The 21,315-nt window shown below is 57.0% G+C and carries 19 protein-coding genes; 12 read left to right on the top strand and 7 right to left on the bottom strand.

Translation table 11 applies throughout. The features are described 5' to 3' along the window. Positions 1 to 80 precede the first annotated feature (80 nt). Genes ACPOL_RS10140 through ACPOL_RS10165 form a run of 6 tightly spaced genes read left to right on the top strand, consistent with a single transcriptional unit; the run spans position 81 to position 6,064 of the window. The gene (locus ACPOL_RS10140; RefSeq protein ID WP_114206963.1) at positions 81 to 278 is read left to right on the top strand and encodes a hypothetical protein; all 198 of its coding nucleotides are present in this window, start codon (positions 81 to 83) and stop codon (positions 276 to 278) included. After that, positions 275 to 2,089, top strand: a complete 1,815-nt coding sequence (locus tag ACPOL_RS10145; protein WP_114206964.1) for a thiamine pyrophosphate-binding protein — start codon at positions 275 to 277, stop codon at positions 2,087 to 2,089. Before ACPOL_RS10140 ends, ACPOL_RS10145 begins: the two co-directional genes overlap by 4 nt. 4 nt (positions 2,090 to 2,093) lie before the next feature. Then, positions 2,094 to 2,945 (top strand): sugar phosphate isomerase/epimerase family protein, encoded by an 852-nt coding sequence (locus ACPOL_RS10150; protein ID WP_161557284.1) that lies wholly within the window; start codon positions 2,094 to 2,096, stop codon positions 2,943 to 2,945. Then, positions 2,942 to 3,979 (top strand): Gfo/Idh/MocA family protein, encoded by a 1,038-nt coding sequence (locus tag ACPOL_RS10155; protein WP_114206966.1) that lies wholly within the window; start codon positions 2,942 to 2,944, stop codon positions 3,977 to 3,979. Before ACPOL_RS10150 ends, ACPOL_RS10155 begins: the two co-directional genes overlap by 4 nt. A gap of 13 nt (positions 3,980 to 3,992) precedes the next feature. Next, positions 3,993 to 4,823, top strand: coding sequence for an SDR family oxidoreductase (locus ACPOL_RS10160; RefSeq protein ID WP_114206967.1), 831 nt, complete (start codon positions 3,993 to 3,995; stop codon positions 4,821 to 4,823). A 38-nt stretch (positions 4,824 to 4,861) separates the two neighbouring features. Next, entirely contained in the window at positions 4,862 to 6,064 is a 1,203-nt protein-coding gene (locus tag ACPOL_RS10165; RefSeq protein WP_114206968.1) for an FkbM family methyltransferase, read from the top strand. 65 nt (positions 6,065 to 6,129) lie between these two features. Here ACPOL_RS10165 and ACPOL_RS10170 read toward each other — a convergent pair whose 3' ends face one another. The 5 genes from ACPOL_RS10170 to rfbF all read right to left on the bottom strand — a co-directional run bounded on the left by ACPOL_RS10170 (position 6,130) and on the right by rfbF (position 10,143). Continuing rightward, positions 6,130 to 6,723 carry a D-sedoheptulose 7-phosphate isomerase gene (locus tag ACPOL_RS10170; RefSeq protein WP_114206969.1) on the bottom strand — a complete coding sequence of 198 codons (594 nt, stop codon included), beginning with the start codon at positions 6,721 to 6,723 and terminating at the stop codon, positions 6,130 to 6,132. Between the two features lie 12 nt (positions 6,724 to 6,735). Beyond that, the gene (locus tag ACPOL_RS10175) at positions 6,736 to 7,293 is read right to left on the bottom strand and encodes a KdsC family phosphatase (protein WP_236657370.1); all 558 of its coding nucleotides are present in this window, start codon (positions 7,291 to 7,293) and stop codon (positions 6,736 to 6,738) included. A 3-nt stretch (positions 7,294 to 7,296) separates the two neighbouring features. Next, a complete protein-coding gene (locus ACPOL_RS10180) occupies positions 7,297 to 8,187 on the bottom strand; it encodes an N-acetylneuraminate synthase family protein (protein WP_114206970.1) in 891 nt (296 codons plus the stop codon). A 127-nt stretch (positions 8,188 to 8,314) separates the two neighbouring features. Further along, positions 8,315 to 9,379: a CDP-glucose 4,6-dehydratase gene (rfbG, locus tag ACPOL_RS10185; RefSeq protein WP_114206971.1), complete on the bottom strand. Its 1,065-nt coding sequence runs from the start codon at positions 9,377 to 9,379 to the stop codon at positions 8,315 to 8,317. After that, the gene (gene rfbF / locus ACPOL_RS10190) at positions 9,373 to 10,143 is read right to left on the bottom strand and encodes a glucose-1-phosphate cytidylyltransferase (protein ID WP_114206972.1); all 771 of its coding nucleotides are present in this window, start codon (positions 10,141 to 10,143) and stop codon (positions 9,373 to 9,375) included. Before rfbF ends, rfbG begins: the two co-directional genes overlap by 7 nt. Positions 10,144 to 10,259: 116 nt before the next feature. Between rfbF and rfbH the strand changes: the two genes are divergently transcribed. The 3 genes from rfbH (at position 10,260) to ACPOL_RS10205 (ending at position 14,174) form a co-directional block, all read left to right on the top strand. Then, on the top strand, positions 10,260 to 11,609 hold the full coding sequence (gene rfbH / locus ACPOL_RS10195; RefSeq protein WP_114206973.1) for a lipopolysaccharide biosynthesis protein RfbH: 1,350 nt from the start codon (positions 10,260 to 10,262) through the stop codon (positions 11,607 to 11,609). Positions 11,610 to 11,720: 111 nt separating this feature from the next. Next, entirely contained in the window at positions 11,721 to 12,779 is a 1,059-nt protein-coding gene (locus ACPOL_RS10200) for an NAD-dependent epimerase/dehydratase family protein (RefSeq protein WP_114206974.1), read from the top strand. 186 nt (positions 12,780 to 12,965) lie between these two features. Continuing rightward, complete coding sequence (locus ACPOL_RS10205) at positions 12,966 to 14,174, top strand: acyltransferase family protein (RefSeq protein WP_114206975.1); 1,209 nt, start codon at positions 12,966 to 12,968, stop codon at positions 14,172 to 14,174. Between the two features lie 100 nt (positions 14,175 to 14,274). On the opposite strand, the gene ACPOL_RS10210 is transcribed toward ACPOL_RS10205, so the two are convergent. Then, positions 14,275 to 15,315 carry an acyltransferase family protein gene (locus tag ACPOL_RS10210; RefSeq protein ID WP_236657371.1) on the bottom strand — a complete coding sequence of 347 codons (1,041 nt, stop codon included), beginning with the start codon at positions 15,313 to 15,315 and terminating at the stop codon, positions 14,275 to 14,277. Between the two features lie 278 nt (positions 15,316 to 15,593). Beyond that, entirely contained in the window at positions 15,594 to 16,706 is a 1,113-nt protein-coding gene (locus ACPOL_RS10215; RefSeq protein ID WP_114206977.1) for a glycosyltransferase family 4 protein, read from the bottom strand. Positions 16,707 to 17,485: 779 nt separating this feature from the next. Here ACPOL_RS10215 and ACPOL_RS10220 point away from each other — a divergent pair. From ACPOL_RS10220 to ACPOL_RS10230, 3 genes are all read left to right on the top strand, one after another. Beyond that, a complete protein-coding gene (locus ACPOL_RS10220; protein WP_114206978.1) occupies positions 17,486 to 19,033 on the top strand; it encodes a B12-binding domain-containing radical SAM protein in 1,548 nt (515 codons plus the stop codon). A gap of 66 nt (positions 19,034 to 19,099) precedes the next feature. After that, positions 19,100 to 20,161, top strand: coding sequence for a glycosyltransferase family 2 protein (locus tag ACPOL_RS10225; protein WP_161557285.1), 1,062 nt, complete (start codon positions 19,100 to 19,102; stop codon positions 20,159 to 20,161). 137 nt (positions 20,162 to 20,298) lie between these two features. Beyond that, complete coding sequence (locus ACPOL_RS10230; RefSeq protein ID WP_114206980.1) at positions 20,299 to 21,315, top strand: winged helix-turn-helix domain-containing protein; 1,017 nt, start codon at positions 20,299 to 20,301, stop codon at positions 21,313 to 21,315.

The raw sequence follows: 21,315 nt of genomic DNA on the forward strand, positions 1-21,315 counted from the left end.
GTCCCAGGTCCAGGTGATTGGCCAACGATGTGAGGACTCTGAGCTTATTGACGGCATGCGAGCCACTCGTCGAAGTATATATGCGAATCCGCACCACGCCGTTCGGAACGGAACTACTGGGCGTGGTTTTCGCCGGAGGAGTCCGTCATTTCGCCCTTACAACCGGCGAGTGCCGTGAAGCGATGCGCTATGATCGAACAGGTATTGTTGCAGCTTCTGGCTATGGCAAGTTGCTGGACATTTCAGTGTTGAAGCCCATGGAGCCTAAGAAGCAATGAAGCTTTCGGACTACGTTTTCCGCGCGATCGCGGACAGCGGTGTGAAACATGTGTTTCTGGTGCCCGGCGGTGGCGCCATGCATCTGAATGACTCGCTCAGCCGGTGTGCTGACCTTGAGTTTGTCTGCAACCTTCACGAGCAAGCCAGCGCGATCGCGGCCGAAAACTATTCGAAAGCCACCAATCATCTCGGCGTGGCGCTGGTGACAACGGGTCCGGGCGCCACGAATGCGATCACGGGCTTGGCCGGTGCATGGTTGGACTCAACACCCTGCCTGTTTCTTTCGGGACAAGTCAAACGTGCGGACCGGATGTTCACCCCAGACGGAATGCCGCTCGGTGTGCGGCAGGTTGGCATGCAGGAAGTCGACATCGTCTCGATTGTGCGTCCCTTGTCCAAATACGCGGTCACGATCGACGACCCAAACTCCATCCGCTACCACATGGAGAAGGCTTTGTACCTGGCGAGGACTGGCCGGCCAGGGCCTGTTTGGATCGACATTCCCCTCGACGTGCAAGCCATGCCTATCGATCCCGAAGAACTCCCGGGGTTCGATCCCGAGGAGTGCAGGAGCGACCTCGGCGTCGATCTTGAATCGCTCGTCGGGGAAACAATACGCGCCTTCAATGCCTCCGAACGGCCCATGATTCTGGCTGGCAACGGCATTCGCCTGGCACGGGCGGAGAGAGAATTCCTGGAGCTTATCGCTCTCCTCGATGTTCCGGTCGAGTCGACCTGGCTGGCGATCGATCTCATTCCCGATGATCATCCCCTCTTTGTGGGGCGGCCAGGCTCTTTGGCCCCTCGCGGAGCCAACTTCGCGATTCAGAACTCCGATTTTCTCCTGACGCTCGGCGCTCGATTAGATCGTGTCATCACCGGCTACTCTCCAGAGCGGCTGGCGCGCAGCGCCCACAAAGTGATGGTAGACATCGATCCGACCGAGCTGGGGAAGATGGGCGACTCGATTCAAACCAAGGTTCAGGCCGACGCCGGCGAGTTCATGCGAGCGCTGCTTCGCCGCAGGTCCGAGGTTGAACCAAAGGACCGCTCCGCCTGGAAGCGGCGCTGCGCCGAATGGAAAGAGCGTTACCCGGTCATCCAGGCCGAACACCGCAAACCGGAAGGCGCGGTGAGCATGTATCACCTCGCTGAGGCGCTTCAGGACGTTCTCCCCGACAGCACGCCCATCGTCTCGGGCAGTTCCGGTAGCGCGATCGAGCTCTTCCTGCTGGCTCTGCGGGTCAAGCCCGGACAGCGGGTCTTTCATACAACGGCGCTAGGTGCGATGGGATTTGGCATCGCCGCTTCGATCGGAGTATGCATGGCCAACGGTCGACGGCCGGTAGTTTGCGTTGACGGCGATGGAGGATTTCAGTTCAACATCCAGGAGCTGGAAACGGTGTCGAGGCTTCAACTGCCCATTACATTCTTCGTGTTGAACAACGACGGCTATGCCTCCATTCGCATCTCGCAGACGGCCTTCTTTGGCACGCCCCGCATCGGCTGCAATCGAGAGACGGGGCAGAGTCTGCCGGACATCGGCAAGGTCGCTCAGGCTTATGGGCTCAAAACTGACATAATCCGCGATCAGTCCGATCTGCGCGCCGATTTACGTCGAGTGCTTGCCCGCGGCGGGCCGCTGGTCTGCGATACGATGGTTCTTCCGGACGAGCTACGCGCCCCGCGACTCTCGTCGGTGCAGCGCCCCGATGGGTCCTTCGTCTCCAAGCCGCTCGAAGACCTTTATCCATTTCTCCCACGAGAGGAATTTCTTTCGAACATGCTTATCCCCGTCGAGGAGGACTAGCGAGTTGCGACTTGCGGTGATGCAAGGCAGGCTTTTGCCCCCCTCTGACGGCCATTTTCAAAGCTTTCCGCTCAACCGATGGCGCGAGGAATTTCCTCTCGCCCGGCAGGCATCGCTCGACGCGATCGAGTGGATCTACGACTCACTCGGCGAGAGCGGCAATCCGATTGGCACAGATGTTGGCTTAGCCGAGATGATGCGACTGTGCGAAGAGGATGGGATCGCGGTGGTTTCAGTGTGCGCAGACTACTTCATGGAGCGCCCATTGCTTCGCGTGAGCCCACCGGAGCTCGAAGCAGGAATGAGGAAGCTGGTGTGGCTCACGGAGCAGTGCAGACTGGCTGGCATCGAACGCATCGTGCTTCCGTTCGTCGACAACTCACGGATTGAGAACCAGGGCGACGAAGCTCAGGTCATTGAGATATTGATCCGCGCTTTAAAGGCCGCTGAAACGGCAGGTATCGAGTTGCATCTGGAGACGTCACTCGGTCCAAAAGAGTTCGCATCGTTGCTGGCGAAGCTGCCCAACCCTCTTTTGAAAGTGAATTACGATTCGGGGAACAGCGCTTCCCTGGGGTTCGATCCCGAAGAGGAGATTGCCGCTTACGGGGAGCGCATCGGCAGCGTCCACATCAAGGACAGGATTCGCGGTGGGGGAACGGTCCCGCTCGGGTCGGGAAACGCCAATATTCCAGTCTTGCTTTCTCATCTGTTCCGCATCGGATACAAAGGCGATTTCGTGATGCAGGTTGCGCGAGCTGAGCCGGGCGGCGAACTGGACTGGATTCGAATGAATCGAGAACTGGTAATGACTCAATTGCAGGCGGCGGGTTTTGTCTCTGGAGACGGCCAATGAAGATATTGATGGCCGGATTGGGTGGCATCGGACAACGGCACCTTCGCAATCTGCGCGCCTTGCTCGGCAACGATGTCGAGATTATCGCTTACCGAGTTCGAAGGCTCTCATCGGTCATCACTCCCACTCTTCAAGTAGACGACAGTCTCGATGTCGAAAAGGTTTATGGACTGCGTGTCTTCGGAGACTTGGACTCCGCGTTGGCGGAGAGACCAGATGTTTCCTTCATCTGTAATCCGAGCAGTCTCCATGTTCCAACCGCCCTGGCATGTGTCGAAGCCGGTTCCGATATCTTTGTTGAAAAGCCTCTCTCGAACGACCTCACCGTTCTGCCTGAGCTGCAGTCTGCGATCGAAAAGCGTGGGACGATTGCGATGGTCGGCTATCAACTCCGCTTCCATCCTTGCTTTCTTCGTATGCAGGAAATTATTAAGCTCGGGCTTTTGGGGAACTTGCTCGGGGTTCGGGCCACCGTGGGCGAATACCTGCCGAACTGGCATCGCTACGAGGATTACCGCACCGGCTATGCCGCACGGGCCAGTCTCGGCGGGGGCGTAGTTCTTTCGCAGATTCATGAATTCGATTACTTGTATGCATTATTCGGCGAGGCGAAGCGCCTGTTTTCCGTTGCCGGCCACTGGAGCAATCTTGAGGTCGACGTAGAGGACGTAGCCAGCACGCTGATGCAATGCGAATATGCGGGAAGGCCGCTTCCAGTCCACTTGCAGCAGGATTACCTTCAACGGCCTGCACACCGGCAGTGCGAAGTCGTGGGCGATGCGGGGAAAGCTATCCTGGACTTTCCTGGGCTCTCGGTGACGCTGCACCAGTTCGATGGTGCAACGGAAGAACGCTTCACCTGCGAGGGCCTGGACCGCAATCTGCTCTTCGTGAACGAAATCAAGCACTTTCTGGATTGCGTGAAGACGAGGAAGAAGCCGCTGGTGGACCTGGCTGAAGGAACGAAGAGTCTGCGTCTCGCCTTGGCTGCGAAGGAGTCGGCTGCGAGCGGCCGGGTCGTCGAACTGTCGTGAGAATAGAGCAGGTATGACCAAGTTTACGAACCCATTCGATTTGTCTGACCGGGTCGCGGTGATAACCGGCGGGGCAGGGCTGCTTGGCGAGCAGCATGCCGCCGCGATAGCCGCTGCCGGAGGTGTCCCTGTGCTGGTCGACATCCATGAGCAGCGCGCGCGGGACAAGGCAGCGGCGTTGTCCAAGACTTATGGAGTTCCGGCGTTTGGCTGCGCGGTCGACATCTCGAGGCAGGAGGAGATCGAGGCGGCGCGGAATGAGATTGTTTCCCGATTCGGGCGTGTCGATATCCTGATCAACAACGCGGCCAACAACCCTAAAATGGAGGCCAGCAGTGAGATCGACTTCTCGCGCCTCGAGAACTTCCCTCTTTCTCAGTGGGATGCGGACCTGGCCGTGGGACTGACTGGCGCTTTTCTGTGCAGCAAGGTCTTTGGAACTTACATGGCCGCGAACGGCGGTGGAGTCATTGTCAACGTGGCATCTGACCTGGCCCTGATCGGCCCTGATCAACGCATCTACCGACAGCCCGATCTGCCCGACCATCTGCAACCGGTCAAGCCTGTCACCTACTCGGTTGTGAAGTCGGCGCTGGTGGGGCTTACGCGTTATCTAGCTACCTATTGGGCTACGCAAAAAGTCCGCGTCAACGCCATCTCGCCCGGCGGCGTCGAAAATGGTCAACCCCCGGACTTCGTCGAGCGCCTCACCAACCTGATTCCGATGGGAAGAATGGCCGTGAGCAATGAATATCAGGGCGCCATTGTATTTCTATGTTCCGATGCTTCGTCGTACATGACCGGAGCAAACCTTGTCATCGACGGCGGACGGAGTTGCTGGTAAGCACACATTTTCAAGAGATGACGGTGGGAGGTTAGCAGATGGCTGTAGCAGCAATGGGACTTTCCGCTAAGGAACTAACGGCCGCGCTGGAGGGGTTGTTCGCCGAAGGCGAGGCCGCAGCATGTGCGAGGGAGCGATCGGCGTTCGATCTGTCCGCAGGATCATCCGCCAAACCGCTGGTTCTTTTCGGCGCCGGGCAACTCGGCCGTATGACTCTGGCTGGTCTGCGAAAAGTTGGGATTGAGCCGGTTGCATTCGCAGATAACAACCCCCGCCTGTGGAACACCCGGGTGGAAGGTGTTGAGACACTTTCTCCAGCAGAGGCCGCAGCGCGATACGGCGCTCAAGGCAACTTTGTGATCACGATCTGGGGAGGCGCCGGCACCGATCGAATGGCCCAGCGAGAAGCAACCTTGCGCAGCTTGGGATGCCAGAATGTCATCCCATTCCAATCGCTCTTCTGGAAGCATGCGGAGTTGTTGCTCCCGCATTATGGCGTCGACCTTCCTCACAAGGTGCACCAGCAACGGGATGAGGTTGAAGAAGTCAGCCACCTGTGGTCAGACGACGCCTCGCGGGCCGAATACCTTGCGCAATTACAGTGGCGCTTGTTCGGTGACTTTAGCGCTTTGCCCGATCCTGTCGCGCACGCAACCTATTTTCCACTTGATCTTTGCCCACTGGGCGATCAAGAAGTCTTCGTCGACTGCGGCGCCTATGACGGGGATACCATCCGCAGCTTCGTCGATCAGAGCCGGAACTCGTTCAAGCACATCTACGGCTTCGAGCCAGACCCGGGTAATTTTGCCAAACTGCGGGAAAGCATATCGTTGCTGCCGCGGCGCGATGCTATCAGCCTGCGATGCGCGGCCGTAGGAGCATCGGCCGGGACTGTGACGTTTTCCGCCAACGGAGATCAGGCGTCGCATATCGGCGGAGGCGAGCTGGTTGTCGATTGCGTCAGCCTGGATGAAGCGCTTTCAGACTCGGAACCGACGTACATCAAAATGGATATAGAGGGCGCTGAACTAGACGCTCTGAACGGCGCCAGAGGTATCATCGAGCGACACTCTCCGGTGCTCGCCATCTGTTCGTATCATTTACAAAACCATCTCTGGAAAGTGCCGCTGCTCATTCGATCAATGAGCGATCAGTACAGCTTTTATCTTCGTCCCCACTTTCTTGAGGGCTGGGACCTTGTCACTTATGCGATTCCTAAACGCAGATTGAGACAACCGTAGGAGCTAGCTGTAGCTCGCAAGAGCCACGCGTTGCAGCGCAGTATCTTTTCAACGCGAAAGCGGCTTCACACCAGTGTTGATTCAGCGCCGAAGTAGCAACGTTCGACGAGCATGCAATAGATGTGCTCGAGGGCCAGGTGAGATTCCTGGATGTTCATTGTAGTGTCGCAAGGAACAATGACGTTATAGTCGCAGAGCGGCGCCATTTTGCCGCCGCCGTTGCCGCTGAAGCCGATGGTGACCACCCCAAGCGTGCGGCAGAGCGCGAGGGCGCGCAGCACGTTCGGGGAATTACCCGAGGTGGAGATTCCCAGGAAGACATCTCCCTGTTGTCCTAGAGCCTCGATCTGACGTTCGAAGCACTTTTCGTATCCGTAGTCGTTCCCGACCGCAGTTAAGATCGAGCTGTCAACGGTGAGTGCGATGGCGCGAAGAGCCGGCCTGTCTTTTACTAGGCGGCTGACGAACTCGGCGACCAGATGCTGCGAATCGGCTGCACTACCGCCGTTGCCGGCGACCATCAATTTGCGGCCCTTCAACATAGCCTCTGCCGTCACTTCCGCGGCTTCTGCCACGACTCCGAGAAGGGTCTCGTCGGCCCTGACCTTTTCCAGTACCGCGATGGTCTTGCCGAGTTGTTCATGAACGATGTGTTTCAAAAGGTTTCGTCTCTAAATAGAATTTGCGAAGACAGTCGCCGAATCGGTTTGGCGGACGGCGAAGAGTGCCTCAATGAGTTCTCGCACCGCACCTTGCCCTCCGGGGCTGGTTGCGACAAAGTCCACTTTTGCGAGAACCACGGGACGAGCGTCGGCGGGCGCTGCTGAAAGGCCGCAGATGCTCATGGCAGGAAGATCGTTGACGTCGTCCCCCATGAAACAGACCTCGGGCAATTCCAGAGAGTGCTTGATGGCGAACTCGCGAAGCGCCGCTGCCTTGTCGCGGCAGCCTTTCGTCACGTCCGCGATCTTGAGCTTGGCTGCATACCGGTCGACGAGAGGACTATCCTCGCCCGAGATCAGGGTGAGCGTAAACCCGTGACGTCGAGCGAGGGAGATTCCCATGATATCGCTGAACGAGAAGCGCTTAAACTCCTCGCCGTTGGCCCCCCACCACATCCCACCATCGGTCAGCACGCCGTCCACGTCGAAGGCGATTGCTTTAATTCTCCGCAGTTTGTCATCAAGCTCGCTTGAGGATTGGCCGGGTGCTGTCTTCTCACCGGCCATCCGCTAGACCGCCGCTCCGACTCTGCGCAGTTTCTTGATAATCGGCACCTCGCGTTCATAGACGCGCTTCACTCCATCGCCCATCGACATTTCGCACAGCCGGATGTCGCGCACCAGCCGGGTTATGCCATTCGGCTCGAGCGAGGCAGCTTGATCACTGCCCCACATGGCGCGGTCCATAGTGATATGGCGCTCAACCATGCAGGCACCGAGCACCGAAGCTGCAACACTAGTGGGAATGCCTGTCTCGTGCCCTGAATACCCGACCAGCGATTCATAACGCTCGCGCATGGTAGGGATCGCGCGCAGATTCAATTCGTCATAGTTCGCCGGGTAAGTACTGGTGGCGTGCATCAGGATCAAGTCTTCTTTGCCAAGCACACTCACTGCGTGATCGATCTCGGCATAAGTGCTCATGCCAGTCGACAGAATAATCGGTTTGCCCTTCGCTCGTGTATGCCGCAGCAGGTTGTCATCGGTCAGAGAGGCGGAAGCGATCTTGAAGCAGGGCACCTTAAAATTTTCAGCGATCAGGTCGACGGAAGCTTCATCCCAGGCGGAAACAAACCAGGGAATCTTTGCCGACCTGCAGAAGGCGTCTATCTCCGCATAATCTTCTTCGTCGAACTCCAAGCCCCATTTCAAATCGCCGTTCGTGGCGCCGAATGGATTTTCGCGAGGCTTGGCAAGCTCCTCGGCGGTGTAGACGACATCGACCGTGCGTTTCTGAAATTTCACCGCGTCGCAGCCTGCCGCAATGGCGACGCTGATGAGACGCTTCGCCAGGTCGAGGTCGCCGTTATGATTGATGCCGATCTCGGCGACGACATAACAGGGATGCCCATCTCCGACCATCTTGTTCCCAATCCTGACAACCCTATCGGTACTAGCCATCTGTGAATCCTTTCTCTGTAAAACGCTCGAAAAACCGTAGATCTCTTGATTAGTTTTCCAACTATACGCTTGCCGCTCCGCTATCGTCTATTGGGTCAGGCGACGCTTTAGCGGCGCGTGATCGTCTTCATGCGAGGCTTTCGTAGGCCTCGATTTGCGCCAGAGTGATGGGATACATGTCCCGTCCCTGATGCCAAGCCCGGTACCAATCCATCGTCCACTCCAAGGCGGCCTCGATGCCCAGCGGAGTCTGCCAGTTCAGTTCAGCCCTGGCCTTGCTTGAGTCCAGGCGCAAGCTGCCCGCTTCGTGGACGCCCGGGTCTTCGTCGCGTGTCCACCGCGCGTCTTTTCCCCAGGCATCCGCCATTTTAGTTGCGATGCGCTCGACGGGCCAGGCGTCGCCGCTCGGCCCAAAATTGAATGCGCAAGCAAACTGGCTTTTCTGTTCGAACAGCTTTTCAGCCAACTGAATATAACCACGCAGCGGCTCGAGCACGTGCTGCCAGGGTCGAACGGCCTTAGGCCTGCGAATGGATACAGGTTGGTTCTTCACGAAGCCGCGAATCAGGTCGGGCACCAGCCGGTCCGCAGACCAATCTCCGCCTCCGATCACGTTGCCTGCTCTGGCCGTCGCCACGGCCACATGATGCTCATCGAGCCTGTCGACTGGAAAGAATGAGCTGCGATAGCTCGCACACACCAATTCTGCACAAGCCTTGCTTGAAGAATAAGGGTCGTGGCCGCCAAGCGGATCGGTCTCGCGATATGGCCATATCCATTCCTTGTTCTCATAGCATTTATCGGTGGTCACTGAAACCACCGCTCGCACCGAGGGGCTCTTGCGAACTGCCTCCAGAACATGCGCGGTGCCCATGACGTTCGTAGCATAGGTGTTCAGTGGGTCGGAATAAGAGCGGCGAACCAAAGGTTGCGCCGCCAGATGGAAGACTACTTCCGGAGCGAACTCCACCAGGGCCGCCTCCAACCTCTCTCGATCGGAAAGATCGCCCCGAATGTCTTCGATTGCCGCATTGACTTTGGCGACTTGAAAGAAGTTTGGCTCTGTGGAGGGATCAAGCGCATAGCCGCGAACCTGCGCGCCCATTTTCGCAAGCCAAAGAGTCAGCCAACCGCCCTTGAAGCCGGTATGTCCGGTTAGAAAAACCCGCCGTCCGCGCCAGAGGCTCACCATGTTTTCCAAGGGGCCTCCCCGCTCGCCCAGAGCTCTTCGAGCCGCTGCTTGTCGCGGAGCGTATCCATCGGCTGCCAGAATCCATGGTGGAAAAAGGCGCGCACCTCTCGCTTTGCGGTCAGGCTCTCGATTGGCTCGCGTTCAAACATCCAGGAGTCATTATGAATCTCATCAAACACCGCCGACGACAGAACGAAAAAACCGCCATTGATCCAGCCCCCCTCGCCCTTGGGCTTTTCCTGGAAGGCGTAGACTTCGGTTTCCTCCAGACCCAACGCGCCGAAGCGCGCGGTAGGCTGTACGGCGGTGAGCGTCACCTGTTTCCCGTGGGAACGATGAAATTCGATGCTCGCCGTGATATCGACATTGCCGACCCCATCCCCATATGTCATGCAGAAGGCATCTTCATTCACCAGGTACTTGGCTACTCTGTGCAATCGTCCCGCGGTACCGGTATTTTCTCCGGTGTCGACCAGCGTGACGTTCCACGGCTCGGCAACGCTCTGATGCACTTCCATCTGGTTGTCGCGCAGGTTGAAAGTCACATCGGACATGTGCAGGAAGTAGTTGGCAAAGTACTCCTTGATCATGTAGCCCTTGTATCCACAGCAGATGATGAAATCGTTGATGCCGTGCTGCGAATAAATCTTCAGAATGTGCCAAAGAATGGGGAGTCCGCCGACGTCGACCATCGGCTTCGGACGCACCGACGTCTCTTCGCTCAGACGAGTGCCAAGTCCCCCTGCCAAAATAACTGCTTTCATTCCTGCTCCTGGGAGATCGTATGGCGCGAGCGATCCAGAGTCAATCGCTGCGTGGGAGGCTTCGGGCGTGTATCACTTGCCCTGTATATTCTTAGGAGAGGGTATCAAAGCCACATATGGGTGACAAAGCGCAGCTGTTGCGCGAACAGATTCGCGACCTAACGGCGCAATATTTTTCTGAGGCGTTTCCGCATAAGGACTTTGTCCCCGGCGTCTCATCGGTGCCGGTGTCCGGGAAGGTCATCGACAGCGACGACGTCAGTCTGGTGATCGACTCGGCGCTCGATTGCTGGTTCACCACCGGACGCTTCGCCAAAGAGTTCGAGAGCAAGCTGGCCCGGTTTGTCGGTGTCCGTTCGGCCTCGCTGGTGAACTCCGGATCCTCCGCAAATCTGGTCGCGGTCAGCGCACTTACCTCGCCCAAGCTGGGCAACCGTCAACTCAAGCCGGGCGACGAAGTGATTACTGTGGCCGCGGGATTTCCGACGACTGTGAATCCGATCATCCAGAATCAGCTTGTGCCTGTCTTTGTGGATGTCACTGTGCCGGGCTACGAAATTGACGTCAGCCAGCTGGAGGCGGCGCGTAGCGAGAAGACGAAGGCCATCGTGATCGCCCACACGCTAGGCAACGTGTTTGATCTGGACGCTGTGACTGAGTTCGCGCGCAAGTACAATCTATGGCTGGTTGAGGACTGTTGCGATGCGCTTGGGTCAACTTACCGTGGACGCAAGGTGGGAACCTTCGGCGATATTGCGACCGTGAGTTTCTATCCGGCGCACCATATCACCATGGGAGAAGGCGGGGCTGTCCTCACCGACAAACCGGCCCTGCAAGTGCTCATCGAATCCTTTCGCGACTGGGGACGCGATTGCTGGTGCGAACCCGGCAAAGACAACACCTGCGGCAAACGGTTTGTTTGGCAACTGGGGACGCTGCCTTGCGGCTATGACCACAAGTACACCTATTCGCATATTGGCTACAATCTGAAAGCCACTGACATGCAGGCGGCCCTTGGGGTCTCGCAAATCGCCAAGCTGCCGCACTTCATCGAGCGGCGCAAGGAGAACTTCAGCTACTTGCGGAGAGCGCTCGAACCTTTGGAAGAGTTCTTGATTTTGCCGGAGGCGACGCCCAACTCCGATCCATCATGGTTCGGCTTCCCCATCGGCATTCGTGAGGGTTCGCCCATCAAGCGTGATGATTTGACGCGGGCACTCGAAAGCAGGAAGATTGGCACTCGGCTGCTCTTCGGCGGCAACCTCGCTCGCCAACCAGCCTATGAAGGTCGTGATTACCGGGTCATCGGCGAACTTCCAAACACTAATTTTGTGATGAACAATGTATTTTGGGTGGGGGTCTATCCTGGCTTGACCAAGCCCATGCTGGACTTTGTAGCTAGCACGATTATCGACTTTGCCAACGCGGCGATACCGGAACCAGCCCAAACTGGAAAATATAACTAAACTGGCTGCTCCAGGCGAGTTGCGCAATGGAATGTTCCGGCTGGTTTGGCTGAGCGATGCGCAGATCTCGTTTCGGGGGAGCGGAATAGTTCCCTGCGGAGACGCCTCCCTATGAATTCCATCGTACAAGACGATATAAAGCGCATTCTTCAGGAGCCTCTGCCGTGGCAGTCCTTTGCTGGGGCGGAGGTTCTGGTGACCGGCGCAGCAGGCTTTTTGCCGGCCTATATGGTCGAGACGCTGATGTTCCTGAATCGGTTTGTACTCTCAAAACCGGCCAAGGTGAGCGCCCTCGTTCGCAATGAGGAACGGGCGATGGCGCGATTCGCCGAATACCAAGGCCGCGACGACCTCCGGATTCTCGTGCAGAATGTCTCCGATCCACTCCGAGTATCGACACCCTTCGACTACATCATTCATGCCGCCAGCAACGCGAGTCCAGTAGCTTACCTGGCAGACCCCGCAGGGACAATCTCTGCGAACATGCTAGGCACCTATCACCTCCTGAACGCTGCCGCTCAGAATAAGGCGTGTCAGGGTTTCTTGTTTTTCAGCAGTGGCGAGGTCTATGGAGCTGTGAAGGGAGGACCGACCCCTCTCGCTGAGAACGAAGGAGGATTTCTTGATCCCCTTGGTCCTAGAGCATGCTACGGGGAGGGCAAGAGGGCTGGCGAGACGATGTGCGCTTCCTGGGCGCGCCAATACGGAGTTCCCGCGCGCATTGTAAGACCAGGTCACACCTATGGCCCCCGAATGCGGTTAGACGATGGTCGGGTTTACGCAGACTTTGTTCGCGACATCTTGAATGGTGGACCGATCAACATGCTAAGCGACGGAAGCGCGCGAAGACCGTTCTGTTATCTTGCGGATGCGACGACGGCCTTCTTTACCGTGTTGTTGAAAGGGGAGGCAGGACAGGCTTACAACGTCGTGAACCCGGATGCCGAATGCAGCATCGCCGAACTCGCCGATCGGTTGGCTGTGCTCTATAAGGACGAGGGAATCTATGTTAAGCGGTTTAAAAATCCCGACATGAATTCTGTCCAGAGTGCGCATTCAGGCACGCCGGTGAGTGCCGAGAAGCTTAGATCCCTAGGGTGGCGATCAAGGACGACGATCGAAGAGGGGTTTAAACGCACAGTGGATAGTTATCGATCAACCGAGCAATGAGCCGGTACCGGCTACCCGGATACAATACCCAGGCCGGGCGCCGAACTATCACGATTGACGCGGGCGAACACCTGAGCGGGAGATGCAGGAGTTTCGTTTTCTGGTGTCGCTCTCTAAGTTAGTGAAGATTCCGTTAGTGAAGATTTTCGGTAGTGAAGATTTCCATCTGGCATTGGGAGACGATACTTGCCGAAAAGCATACCAGTTACAGCCAACACTGAGCGCACGAAGCCAGAAAATCGAGCGTTCTTCCCTGCGCTGGATGGTTTGCGCGCCATTGCATTCCTTATGGTTTTCTTTCATCACTACCTACTCGTCCCGTGGGGCTGGATGGGAGTCGATGTCTTCTTTGTACTGTCCGGATTTCTGATTACGGGCATCCTCTACGACACCTGCCATGATGCTTATCGCGCCCGTAACTTCTACGTTCGACGAACGCTCCGCATCTTCCCGCTCTACTATAGTGTTATGTTAGCGCTGCTGTTATCGGCGCCCATCTTTCATTGGCAGTGGTCTTGGTCCTGGCTGATTTGGCCGGCCTACCTAGGCAACTACGCTCCTTTTTTGAGGCCGTACCTCCCGCTTTCGCCCATGGAAAGGCTGGCTGATTTTCATATGGTCGGCGCGGTGAGTGGCTTCCATATCACCCTGTTTTTAGGCCATTTCTGGTCGCTCTGCGTTGAGGAACAGTTCTACCTGATTTGGCCATGGGTGGTCTTTTGGATTCGCGACCGCGTCCGACTCTGTTGGATTTGCGCCGCTACTTTGCCACTGTGTCTTGCAATGAGATTAGCGGGCCAGCATCTGTTTCCGAAGTGGATGCTCGATAACCAGATCCTTTCGCGGGCCACTCCGTTCCGCCTCGACGCATTGCTCATTGGCGGCTTAATCGCTCTCTTACTCAGAGGGTCCTATTCGGCCATGCTGCTTAGAATCGCCAGGGTTGCGCTCCCGATCGCCATGGCGATATTGCTGGCCTGGGCATATTTCACGCCCGCCGGAAATCTTGTTCAGCAGGCTCAACCTGACGCGGACTGGTTGTTCACCTGGTGGCTAAGCGCTCTCGACTTATTGGCAGCTCTGGTCATTCTGGTGGCTGTTCAACCGCGTTCACTGCTTTATCGAGGTCTGAGTTTACGACCGTTGCGTTGGCTGGGTCGCATCAGCTACGGCGCATATGTATTGCACGATATCCCGCATGTGTTTTACAGCCACATTGGCATAAGACTGGCGCCGACCCACCCTAGGATTGCGGTTGCGACTGTTGCTCTCATTTCTTCGATTGGTCTGGCTTGGTTGAGCTTCCGGTACCTTGAGAGCCCCTTTCTTAATCTCAAAGAGAGATTCACAGTATCCTCCACGCCGGTCCTGGCTCAGAGGAGTGAGCGCACATAGCACTTGCCTCACAAAACAGACCATAGACGAGTTACACAAAGGCAAGCTGAACGGAAATTCTCACGCAACGCGGAGGCGATCGCGAATGAGGTCTTCGCCTTTACGCAATAAGCTCCGGAGTTGGAGCGTTACGCGCTACGTTTATGTCGTGCTGTTCGAATCTGTTTGAAGCTTGTTTGGCCAGACGTGAGCCTAGGCGGATCATCGGGTATTCCAAAAGATGGTACGCTGCTACCGAGAAGACGACCAAGGAGATAAGAATAACTGCAATTTGTAAGGCAAGGGGTTGATGGGGCATGAAATAAAGCCCCAGTGTGATCGAGAACGGATGCACGAGATAGGCGCCATATGAGTATTTAGCGATGAGGTGGCTTATGCGGAGCAGGGGTTTTAATGTGATCTGATGGAAAAAGGGGAGGCCTAGACCAACTGCCAAACAAAGTAAGTCCGCCGGTCTCCATCCTGGTCTAACCAGGAAGACGCTCCATAGCACCGCTAGAGCTAAAGGGAATGTCCATGCTGGCAGAAATGGTCGAGTACGTCGAAAACCGACGTACGCCATAATGCCAGGAAGAAAATATGGAATGCACAGAAAGAAGTTGTGAGGAGTGTCTCTGAATAACGGTCGGCAGATTGCCACTACGAACACCCACAACAGAAGAAGCGTCCACCGGTTGAAATTGCTCCGGACAAAGAAGAAAATCACGGGCAAACACAGGTACATCTCGACCTCGTAGGGTAACGTCCACATGACTCCTACGGGAACATAGCCGCCGACAATATTCGGTATGAGTAATGCAGCCCCCACAACGTCGAGCACCCCCTTGGGCGGTTGGAACCGGAAGAAGTCCGTCAGAGTACTAGATACCGGAGCGTGAAAGAGCAATGTAATGGCGAGAACGGCTAAGGCCAGCGGATAGAGGCGGAATATGCGACGAATGTAGAAATCTAAAGTATGGGGCTTACGCTCCAAGGACCACATTAAGACAAGCGAAGTGTGCACGAAAAAGAGAAAGACGCCCACCACCCCCACCCACCTGATTTCCCAATATCCGATCCAATAAATCTTGTATGCAATTAAAACGTGCTCCAGTACAACAGAAAGAACCGCACAAGCTCGGAGCAAATCAAGGTTCGGCATATCTCGCATTGAGCGATTTTATCCTCGATGAGCTGACGCTGACCTAACCCATCGAGAAGCTCTTCGCGAAACGCAAAGCAGTGCACCGCAAAGCCGCAACGCTAGCACACCGAAGCGCTCCAGGGCAGTGCTGCAATATCTTCCGCCTACGAATGCGCCAACTACTTCGCCCCATCGGCATATGTATTCACTTAAGATTGTCTGGCGGCCGGAGATTTACTCCCATTCAAGCCCAAGAGCGAGCTTGAATGGGGCTCCCTGAGATTGATTTCGGCAAGTTAAGCTTTCCCGGACTTGCGACCCTCGAGGTGGTCGCGGAGGGCTGCGGCGGTTTGTTGGGCGCAGGTATCCCAGCGGAAGATCTGGCTGCGCTCGATCCCCTTCTGTTGGAGCTGACTGCGGAGCTGGGGGTTCGAGGCGATTTCGATCAGCTTTTCGGCGATGTCATCGCTGTTGAGCGGATTGAAGTAGAGGGCGGCGTCCGCACAGACCTCGGGCAGCGAAGCCGAGCGGGCGACGGTGACGGGGACACCGGCGGCCATGGCTTCGAGCGGAGGCAGGCCAAAGCCCTCGTAGAGCGACGGCATGACCAAAGCATCCGCGTGGCCGACCAGGGAAAGCAGATCCTGGTAGGAGACGAAGCCGGTGAGATGGATGCGGTCGCCGGCGGAGCGGACGCGCTCAAAAAACTCCGGCGACTCCCCAGTAATCAAGCCCTCGCTCTGGCCGACGATGACGAGGTCCTGCGGAATCCTGTCCTTTATTTCGAGAAAAGCTTCAACCAGGCGGCTGAGGTTCTTGTAAGGCTTGATATTTCCGACGTGAATGAAATAGGGGCGGGTACGAACCGCCGGCAAAGAGGCAGCCGTATACCATTCCTCGGAGATGCCGAGATGGGTGGTGATGATGTTGTCCTGACGAGGACCTTCAGTGAGGCGAAGCAGCTCCGCTTTACTGAAGTTCGAGACGGTCAAGATAAGGGAGGCTCGCTTTCTTAAGGCGCGGAACATTAGCTTGGCGTACGTCCGCTTCTTTGGGTTGCCGACGATTTCCGCAACCATTCGATGGCTCAAGTCGTGAACGGTGACGGCGAAACGACCTCGGTACAGCAAGGGGATGGTGTAGTAGGGAGAAAAGAACAGGTCGGTATTCGACGGAATGGCAAGCGGCAGCTGGATCTGTTCCGCCATCGAATACCGACCGGCGCGGCAGTCGACCAGTCGCATGTTGGGGGCGTGTGCCCAGGGGAAATCTTCCAAGCGGGAACGGTCGCCGATGCCAACAATCGCGACATCGGGGAGCCGCTCCACGATCCCGGGGAGAATACCCTTGATGTACATGCCGACACCGGATGAGTCGATCCAGCGAAGGTCGATGGCGAGTTGGGTCATAGGGTTAGACTCGAGCAGGCGTTACCGGTTGTTCTACTCTCAGGAAAGCACGGCGGCTGAATTCTGAATGTCGTTGACATTGCTTTGTCCCGTCAACGCCGCAGCCTTGACTGTTTTCGCGACTTCCTATTATTGCAATTGGTACCGGCGAGCCGCAGGGCCGAGTTCTTGCGCGCAAAGAAGTAGATTAGCGAGTCCATCCATCAATAGCAGGGCAGATCATCCGGTCGTTGTGCCGATCACCAAGTTGGTAAACTTGCCAACTCGCGGCTGCCTACGCGCGATCTGAGCAACCATTGCTCCGCTTCAAGCACTCTCCTTTATATGCCTGCACTCTCGTGTTCCTTGCCGGCATACGTTATTGTCTGATTCGTCAGGCGGCTAAATCTATGGGTCGATGGGCACGGTCTCCGGCTACCTGGCGGTCCTCGAGGTTGAGCCTACTACCGGGTACCCTCGCTTTTCGCGAATACGCAGGCCTTGCCACGGGTAGAAGAAGGACTGCCGAGAGGCCGGCATGGTTGGGGAGCGAGTCGATGGTGAGATATATCTCAGAAGCGTAGTGACCTTTGGGTGCCGGTGGTAACCGTGGATTTCACCGCAACTGAGCGCGAGATACCGGGTTCCCATCAATTATGGCATCGCTCGAAGTGGGAACGCACTCCCGGGCAAATCGATCTTTCGTTCCTTAGGACGCTCGGCGTGATAACTTAAACTGGGAATGTATCCCGCAAACTACGAGAAGGTGAGGGTAAGACCACCTTCGGAGGCCCATACGAATGCGCGTGCTGTTTCTGAATCCACCTTTCCACCCGCGATTTTCTCGAGAGCAGCGCAGCCCCGCGGTTACTAAAAGCGGAACGTTATATTACCCCAAGTGGTTAGCGACGGCTGCAGGGGTTGCGATCAAGAACGGGCATGAGGTGGATCTGGTCGACGCCCCCGCCGGCGGCTACTCGGTGCAGGCGGTAATCGACCGGATCGAAGCCAAGAACATCGATGCGGTAGTTTGCGATACCTCGACACCCAGCATTCTGAACGACATCAGCGTCATTGAGTCGCTGGTGGCCGCGAGGCCATCGCTGCACACGCTGATGGTTGGCCGCCACGTGTCCTCGCTGCCGAAGGAGACGCTGGCGATGTCGACGTCGCTGCAGGCAGTGGCGATCCGAGAATACGAGTACACGGTGCGGGATTGGCTGGCGGCGAAGGCCTGCGGGGCCGACCTCTCAAGCGTCGATGGACTGGTCTGGCGCCGGGGGGCGGGCGCGGGTGAGATTGTGACCAATACGCAACGCGCGGCCATCCATAATCTGGATGAGTTGCCGTTTGTCTCCGAGGTCTACAAGCGATTTCTACATACTCCGGATTACTTTTATGGCCACTCGCTGTGGCCACTGGTGGTCTTTGATACCAGCCGCGGATGCCCTTATCATTGCTCCTTTTGCGTCTACCCGCAGACGTTCAGCGGTCACACGATGCGGTACCGTTCGGTAGCGAATGTCGCCGACGAGTTCGAATATGTTGCGCGCGAGATGCCCGAGATCAAGACGGTGATGCTCGAAGACGATACCTTTATCGTGAGCAAGCCGCGCACCCTCGAGCTTGCGAAGGAACTGATCAAGCGCGGCAACAAGCTGCCCTTCGATGCGAACTGCCGGGCTGATATTGGCGCTGATGTGGAGTTTCTCTCCGTCGTCCATCAGGCGGGCGCGCGTCTTTTCTGCGTCGGCTTCGAGAGCGGCGATGTAGAAGTCATCAACGGCATGAAGAAGAACAACGACGACCGGCGCGACTCGAAATATCACGAGGAGGCGCATAAGTTTGTTCGCCGCTGCCAGGACGCCGGCATTATGGTCCATGGCTGCTTCATGGTCGGCAATCTGAATGAGACGCCGGCGAGCATGGAGAAGACGCTGGACTTTGCCAAGGCGCTGAGGCCGGATACGGCGCAGTTCTTCCCTATCATGGTGTACCCGGGCACGACCGCCTACCAGGAAGCCAAGAAGCGCGATTACATCCAGATCGAAGACTGGGGCGCGTGGCTGACCAAGGACGGCCTGCATAACAGCGTCGTGACCCTGCCGAACATCACCCACGAACAGCTGGTGAGCTTCTGCGATCGAGCGCGGCGAAGCTTCTATCTAGCCCCCTCCTACCTGCTTTACAAGGCAAAACAATCGCTGAAGGACCGGCGCGAGCTGCAGCGCAACCTCAAGGGTTTCCTGACCTTGTCCAAGTACCTGCTGAAGGGCAGTGAACACGAGAAGACCTCAGCTGCCACAACGCCCCAGGCTCCTAATAAAACCCAAGGCGCCACAGCCTAACGAGCTAGCGCGCGACTCCTCCATGGGTGAGTCGCGCGCGCTCCTCTTTCGGTTTTGAAAGCGCACGTGAAGACTCCGATCGAAGCCACGCCACTTACGAATCGAGCAGGTTTGGTTCAGTCCGCCTTACCACCTTCTATTTCGGTAATCATCCCGACGTTCAATGGGGCGCGCCGGATCGGGCAGTGTCTGACGGCATTGCTCTCCCAGGCAGGGAGCCGCGACCTCGAAATCCTGGTGGTCAATGACGGCTCGACCGATGATACGGCAGCGGTGGTGGGCGGCTATTCCGGTGTCCGCCTGATTAACCAGGCCAATTCAGGGCCCGCGGCGGCACGGAATCGCGGCGCTTTGGAATCGCGCGGAAGTATCCTGCTCTTCACCGACGACGATTGCGTTCCTATGCCGGATTGGCTGGACGCGATGCTGGAACCGTTTGCGGACCCGGAAGTAGTTGGCGCCAAGGGGATTTACCGGACCCGGCAGACTGCCTTGGCGGCGCGATTCGTTCAGATCGAGTATGAAGATAAATACCACCTCATGGCCGGGCTGCCGAGTATCGACTTCATCGATACTTATTCGGCGGGCTTCGTTCGGGAGCGCTTCCTCGAAATGACCGGCTACGACACCTCGTTTCCGGTGGCGTGCGCGGAAGATGTCGAGCTTTCTTATCGAATGTCAGCGCGTGGCTGGAAGATGGTCTTTGTTCCCAAGGCGATCGTTTACCATACGCATCCGGCGACGTTCTGGAGCTACCTGAAGAAGAAATACAAATTCGCCTTCTGGCGCGTGCTCGCGGTGGGAAAGAACCCCAGCAAAGGTGTGAAGGATAGCCATACGCCGCAGCTCATGAAGTTGCAGCTTCTATTTGCCCCTGCACTGATGGCCGGCTTGCTCATCGATCGAGTGGTGCGGCCTCGAGTTTCAGTGAGTGCTGTAGTGATTGGCTCTTTCCTTGTGAGCACGCTGCCCTTCGTTGGGCGGGCCCTGCGGAAGGATCCGGTGATCGCGGCATTATCCCCTTTGTTGTTGGCCGCTCGGGCGTGCGCCCAGGTCTTGGGAGTTGCTGGAGGCTTAATCTACGCACGTCGCCATCCGGCGGCGATTCGTACCGATCTACCCGCCTAAGCGTACTCCTTGACGTTTAAAGCTCAGTTGTCTCGGGATGCGTACAAGATCGGCGACTCCGTCGCTCCCGCTGCGGATGACAGTGAGTGCGAAGGGCACAACTCCTATAATTCCGCAGACCCGGGTGGCCCTTCACCATGCGCGTCTTCCGATTCAGGGAATTTGAGTTTTACGAGCAAACGCTGGAGCTCCAGAGGAGCGGCGCGCCGGTCCATCTTCAGCAGCAGCCGGCGCGGGTGCTTGCCTTTCTCCTGAACCATCGCGGTTCGCTGGTCACTCGCGAGCAGATTCGCCTGGCGATTTGGGGTGAGGACACTTTTGTTGATTTCGAGCAGGGGCTCAACTTTTGCATCCGTCAGATACGCCTTGCCATGAATGATCAGGCTGAGCACCCGCGGCACATCGAAACCCTTCCCCGGCTCGGTAATCGCTGCATTTCGCCGATCGACGAGATCGGTGAGCCTGCCTTGGCGAAGAAGCGCATTCGCATCGCGGTGGTTCCTTTCGAAGACCTTTCCGGTGAAATTGCAAGCTACTTCGCCGCTGGACTCACTGAAGATATGGTCTCCGCGCTTTCGCGCATTCAACCGGCGAGCCTACGAATCAGTGCGATCCCCAGGCTGAATGCAGACGATGCCTCCTCTGACTACTTCGAACGGCTGCAAAGGCAGCTCAATCTGGACTATCTTCTGCGTGGGTCGGTGAGGCGATCGGGCGATCGGCTTCGCATTTGCGCCCAGCTTTATGATCTCCGCGACAAAAGCATCCTTTGGTCGGAGACCTACGACCGGAAAACGGGCGATCTGCTGGCGATGCAGGAGGAGGTCACGCAGCGCGTGAGTCAATCGCTGACGCTGGAACTCTTTCCCGGCGCCACTTTTGGTTCCCGACGATATTCGCGATCGTCCGCCCCGTACGATGCTTATCTCAAAGGCCGCTTCTTCTGGCACAAGATGACCACAGAGGCGATCCGGACCAGCATGGCCTACTTTCAAGAGGCATTGTCTATCACTAGAAGCTTTGCGCCGGCACATGCGGGTCTGGCCGACTGTTATGCCCAGATGGGATCGGTGCGCGTGGGGCAAATGAGGAGAGGTGGAAAGCCAGCACGGCTGAGAATGCCGCCCGTTCGCCTGCCGAGGCAGCTATGGTAG

It is taken from the genome of Acidisarcina polymorpha (genome assembly GCF_003330725.1).
GTDB lineage: Bacteria > Acidobacteriota > Terriglobia > Terriglobales > Acidobacteriaceae > Acidisarcina > Acidisarcina polymorpha.

Excerpts from the sequence above, each read along its gene's own strand:
- ACPOL_RS10140 (WP_114206963.1), top strand. The coding sequence starts at position 81 with ATGCGAATCCGCACCACGCCGTTCGGAACGGAACTACTGGGCGTGGTT.
- ACPOL_RS10145 (WP_114206964.1), top strand. The coding sequence starts at position 275 with ATGAAGCTTTCGGACTACGTTTTCCGCGCGATCGCGGACAGCGGTGTG.
- ACPOL_RS10155 (WP_114206966.1), top strand. The coding sequence starts at position 2,942 with ATGAAGATATTGATGGCCGGATTGGGTGGCATCGGACAACGGCACCTT.
- ACPOL_RS10160 (WP_114206967.1), top strand. The coding sequence starts at position 3,993 with ATGACCAAGTTTACGAACCCATTCGATTTGTCTGACCGGGTCGCGGTG.
- ACPOL_RS10165 (WP_114206968.1), top strand. The coding sequence starts at position 4,862 with ATGGCTGTAGCAGCAATGGGACTTTCCGCTAAGGAACTAACGGCCGCG.
- ACPOL_RS10175 (WP_236657370.1), bottom strand. The coding sequence starts at position 7,293 with ATGGCCGGTGAGAAGACAGCACCCGGCCAATCCTCAAGCGAGCTTGAT.
- ACPOL_RS10180 (WP_114206970.1), bottom strand. The coding sequence starts at position 8,187 with ATGGCTAGTACCGATAGGGTTGTCAGGATTGGGAACAAGATGGTCGGA.
- rfbG (WP_114206971.1), bottom strand. The coding sequence starts at position 9,379 with ATGGTGAGCCTCTGGCGCGGACGGCGGGTTTTTCTAACCGGACATACC.
- rfbF (WP_114206972.1), bottom strand. The coding sequence starts at position 10,143 with ATGAAAGCAGTTATTTTGGCAGGGGGACTTGGCACTCGTCTGAGCGAA.
- rfbH (WP_114206973.1), top strand. The coding sequence starts at position 10,260 with ATGGGTGACAAAGCGCAGCTGTTGCGCGAACAGATTCGCGACCTAACG.
- ACPOL_RS10200 (WP_114206974.1), top strand. The coding sequence starts at position 11,721 with ATGAATTCCATCGTACAAGACGATATAAAGCGCATTCTTCAGGAGCCT.
- ACPOL_RS10210 (WP_236657371.1), bottom strand. The coding sequence starts at position 15,315 with ATGCCGAACCTTGATTTGCTCCGAGCTTGTGCGGTTCTTTCTGTTGTA.
- ACPOL_RS10215 (WP_114206977.1), bottom strand. The coding sequence starts at position 16,706 with ATGACCCAACTCGCCATCGACCTTCGCTGGATCGACTCATCCGGTGTC.
- ACPOL_RS10220 (WP_114206978.1), top strand. The coding sequence starts at position 17,486 with ATGCGCGTGCTGTTTCTGAATCCACCTTTCCACCCGCGATTTTCTCGA.
- ACPOL_RS10230 (WP_114206980.1), top strand. The coding sequence starts at position 20,299 with ATGCGCGTCTTCCGATTCAGGGAATTTGAGTTTTACGAGCAAACGCTG.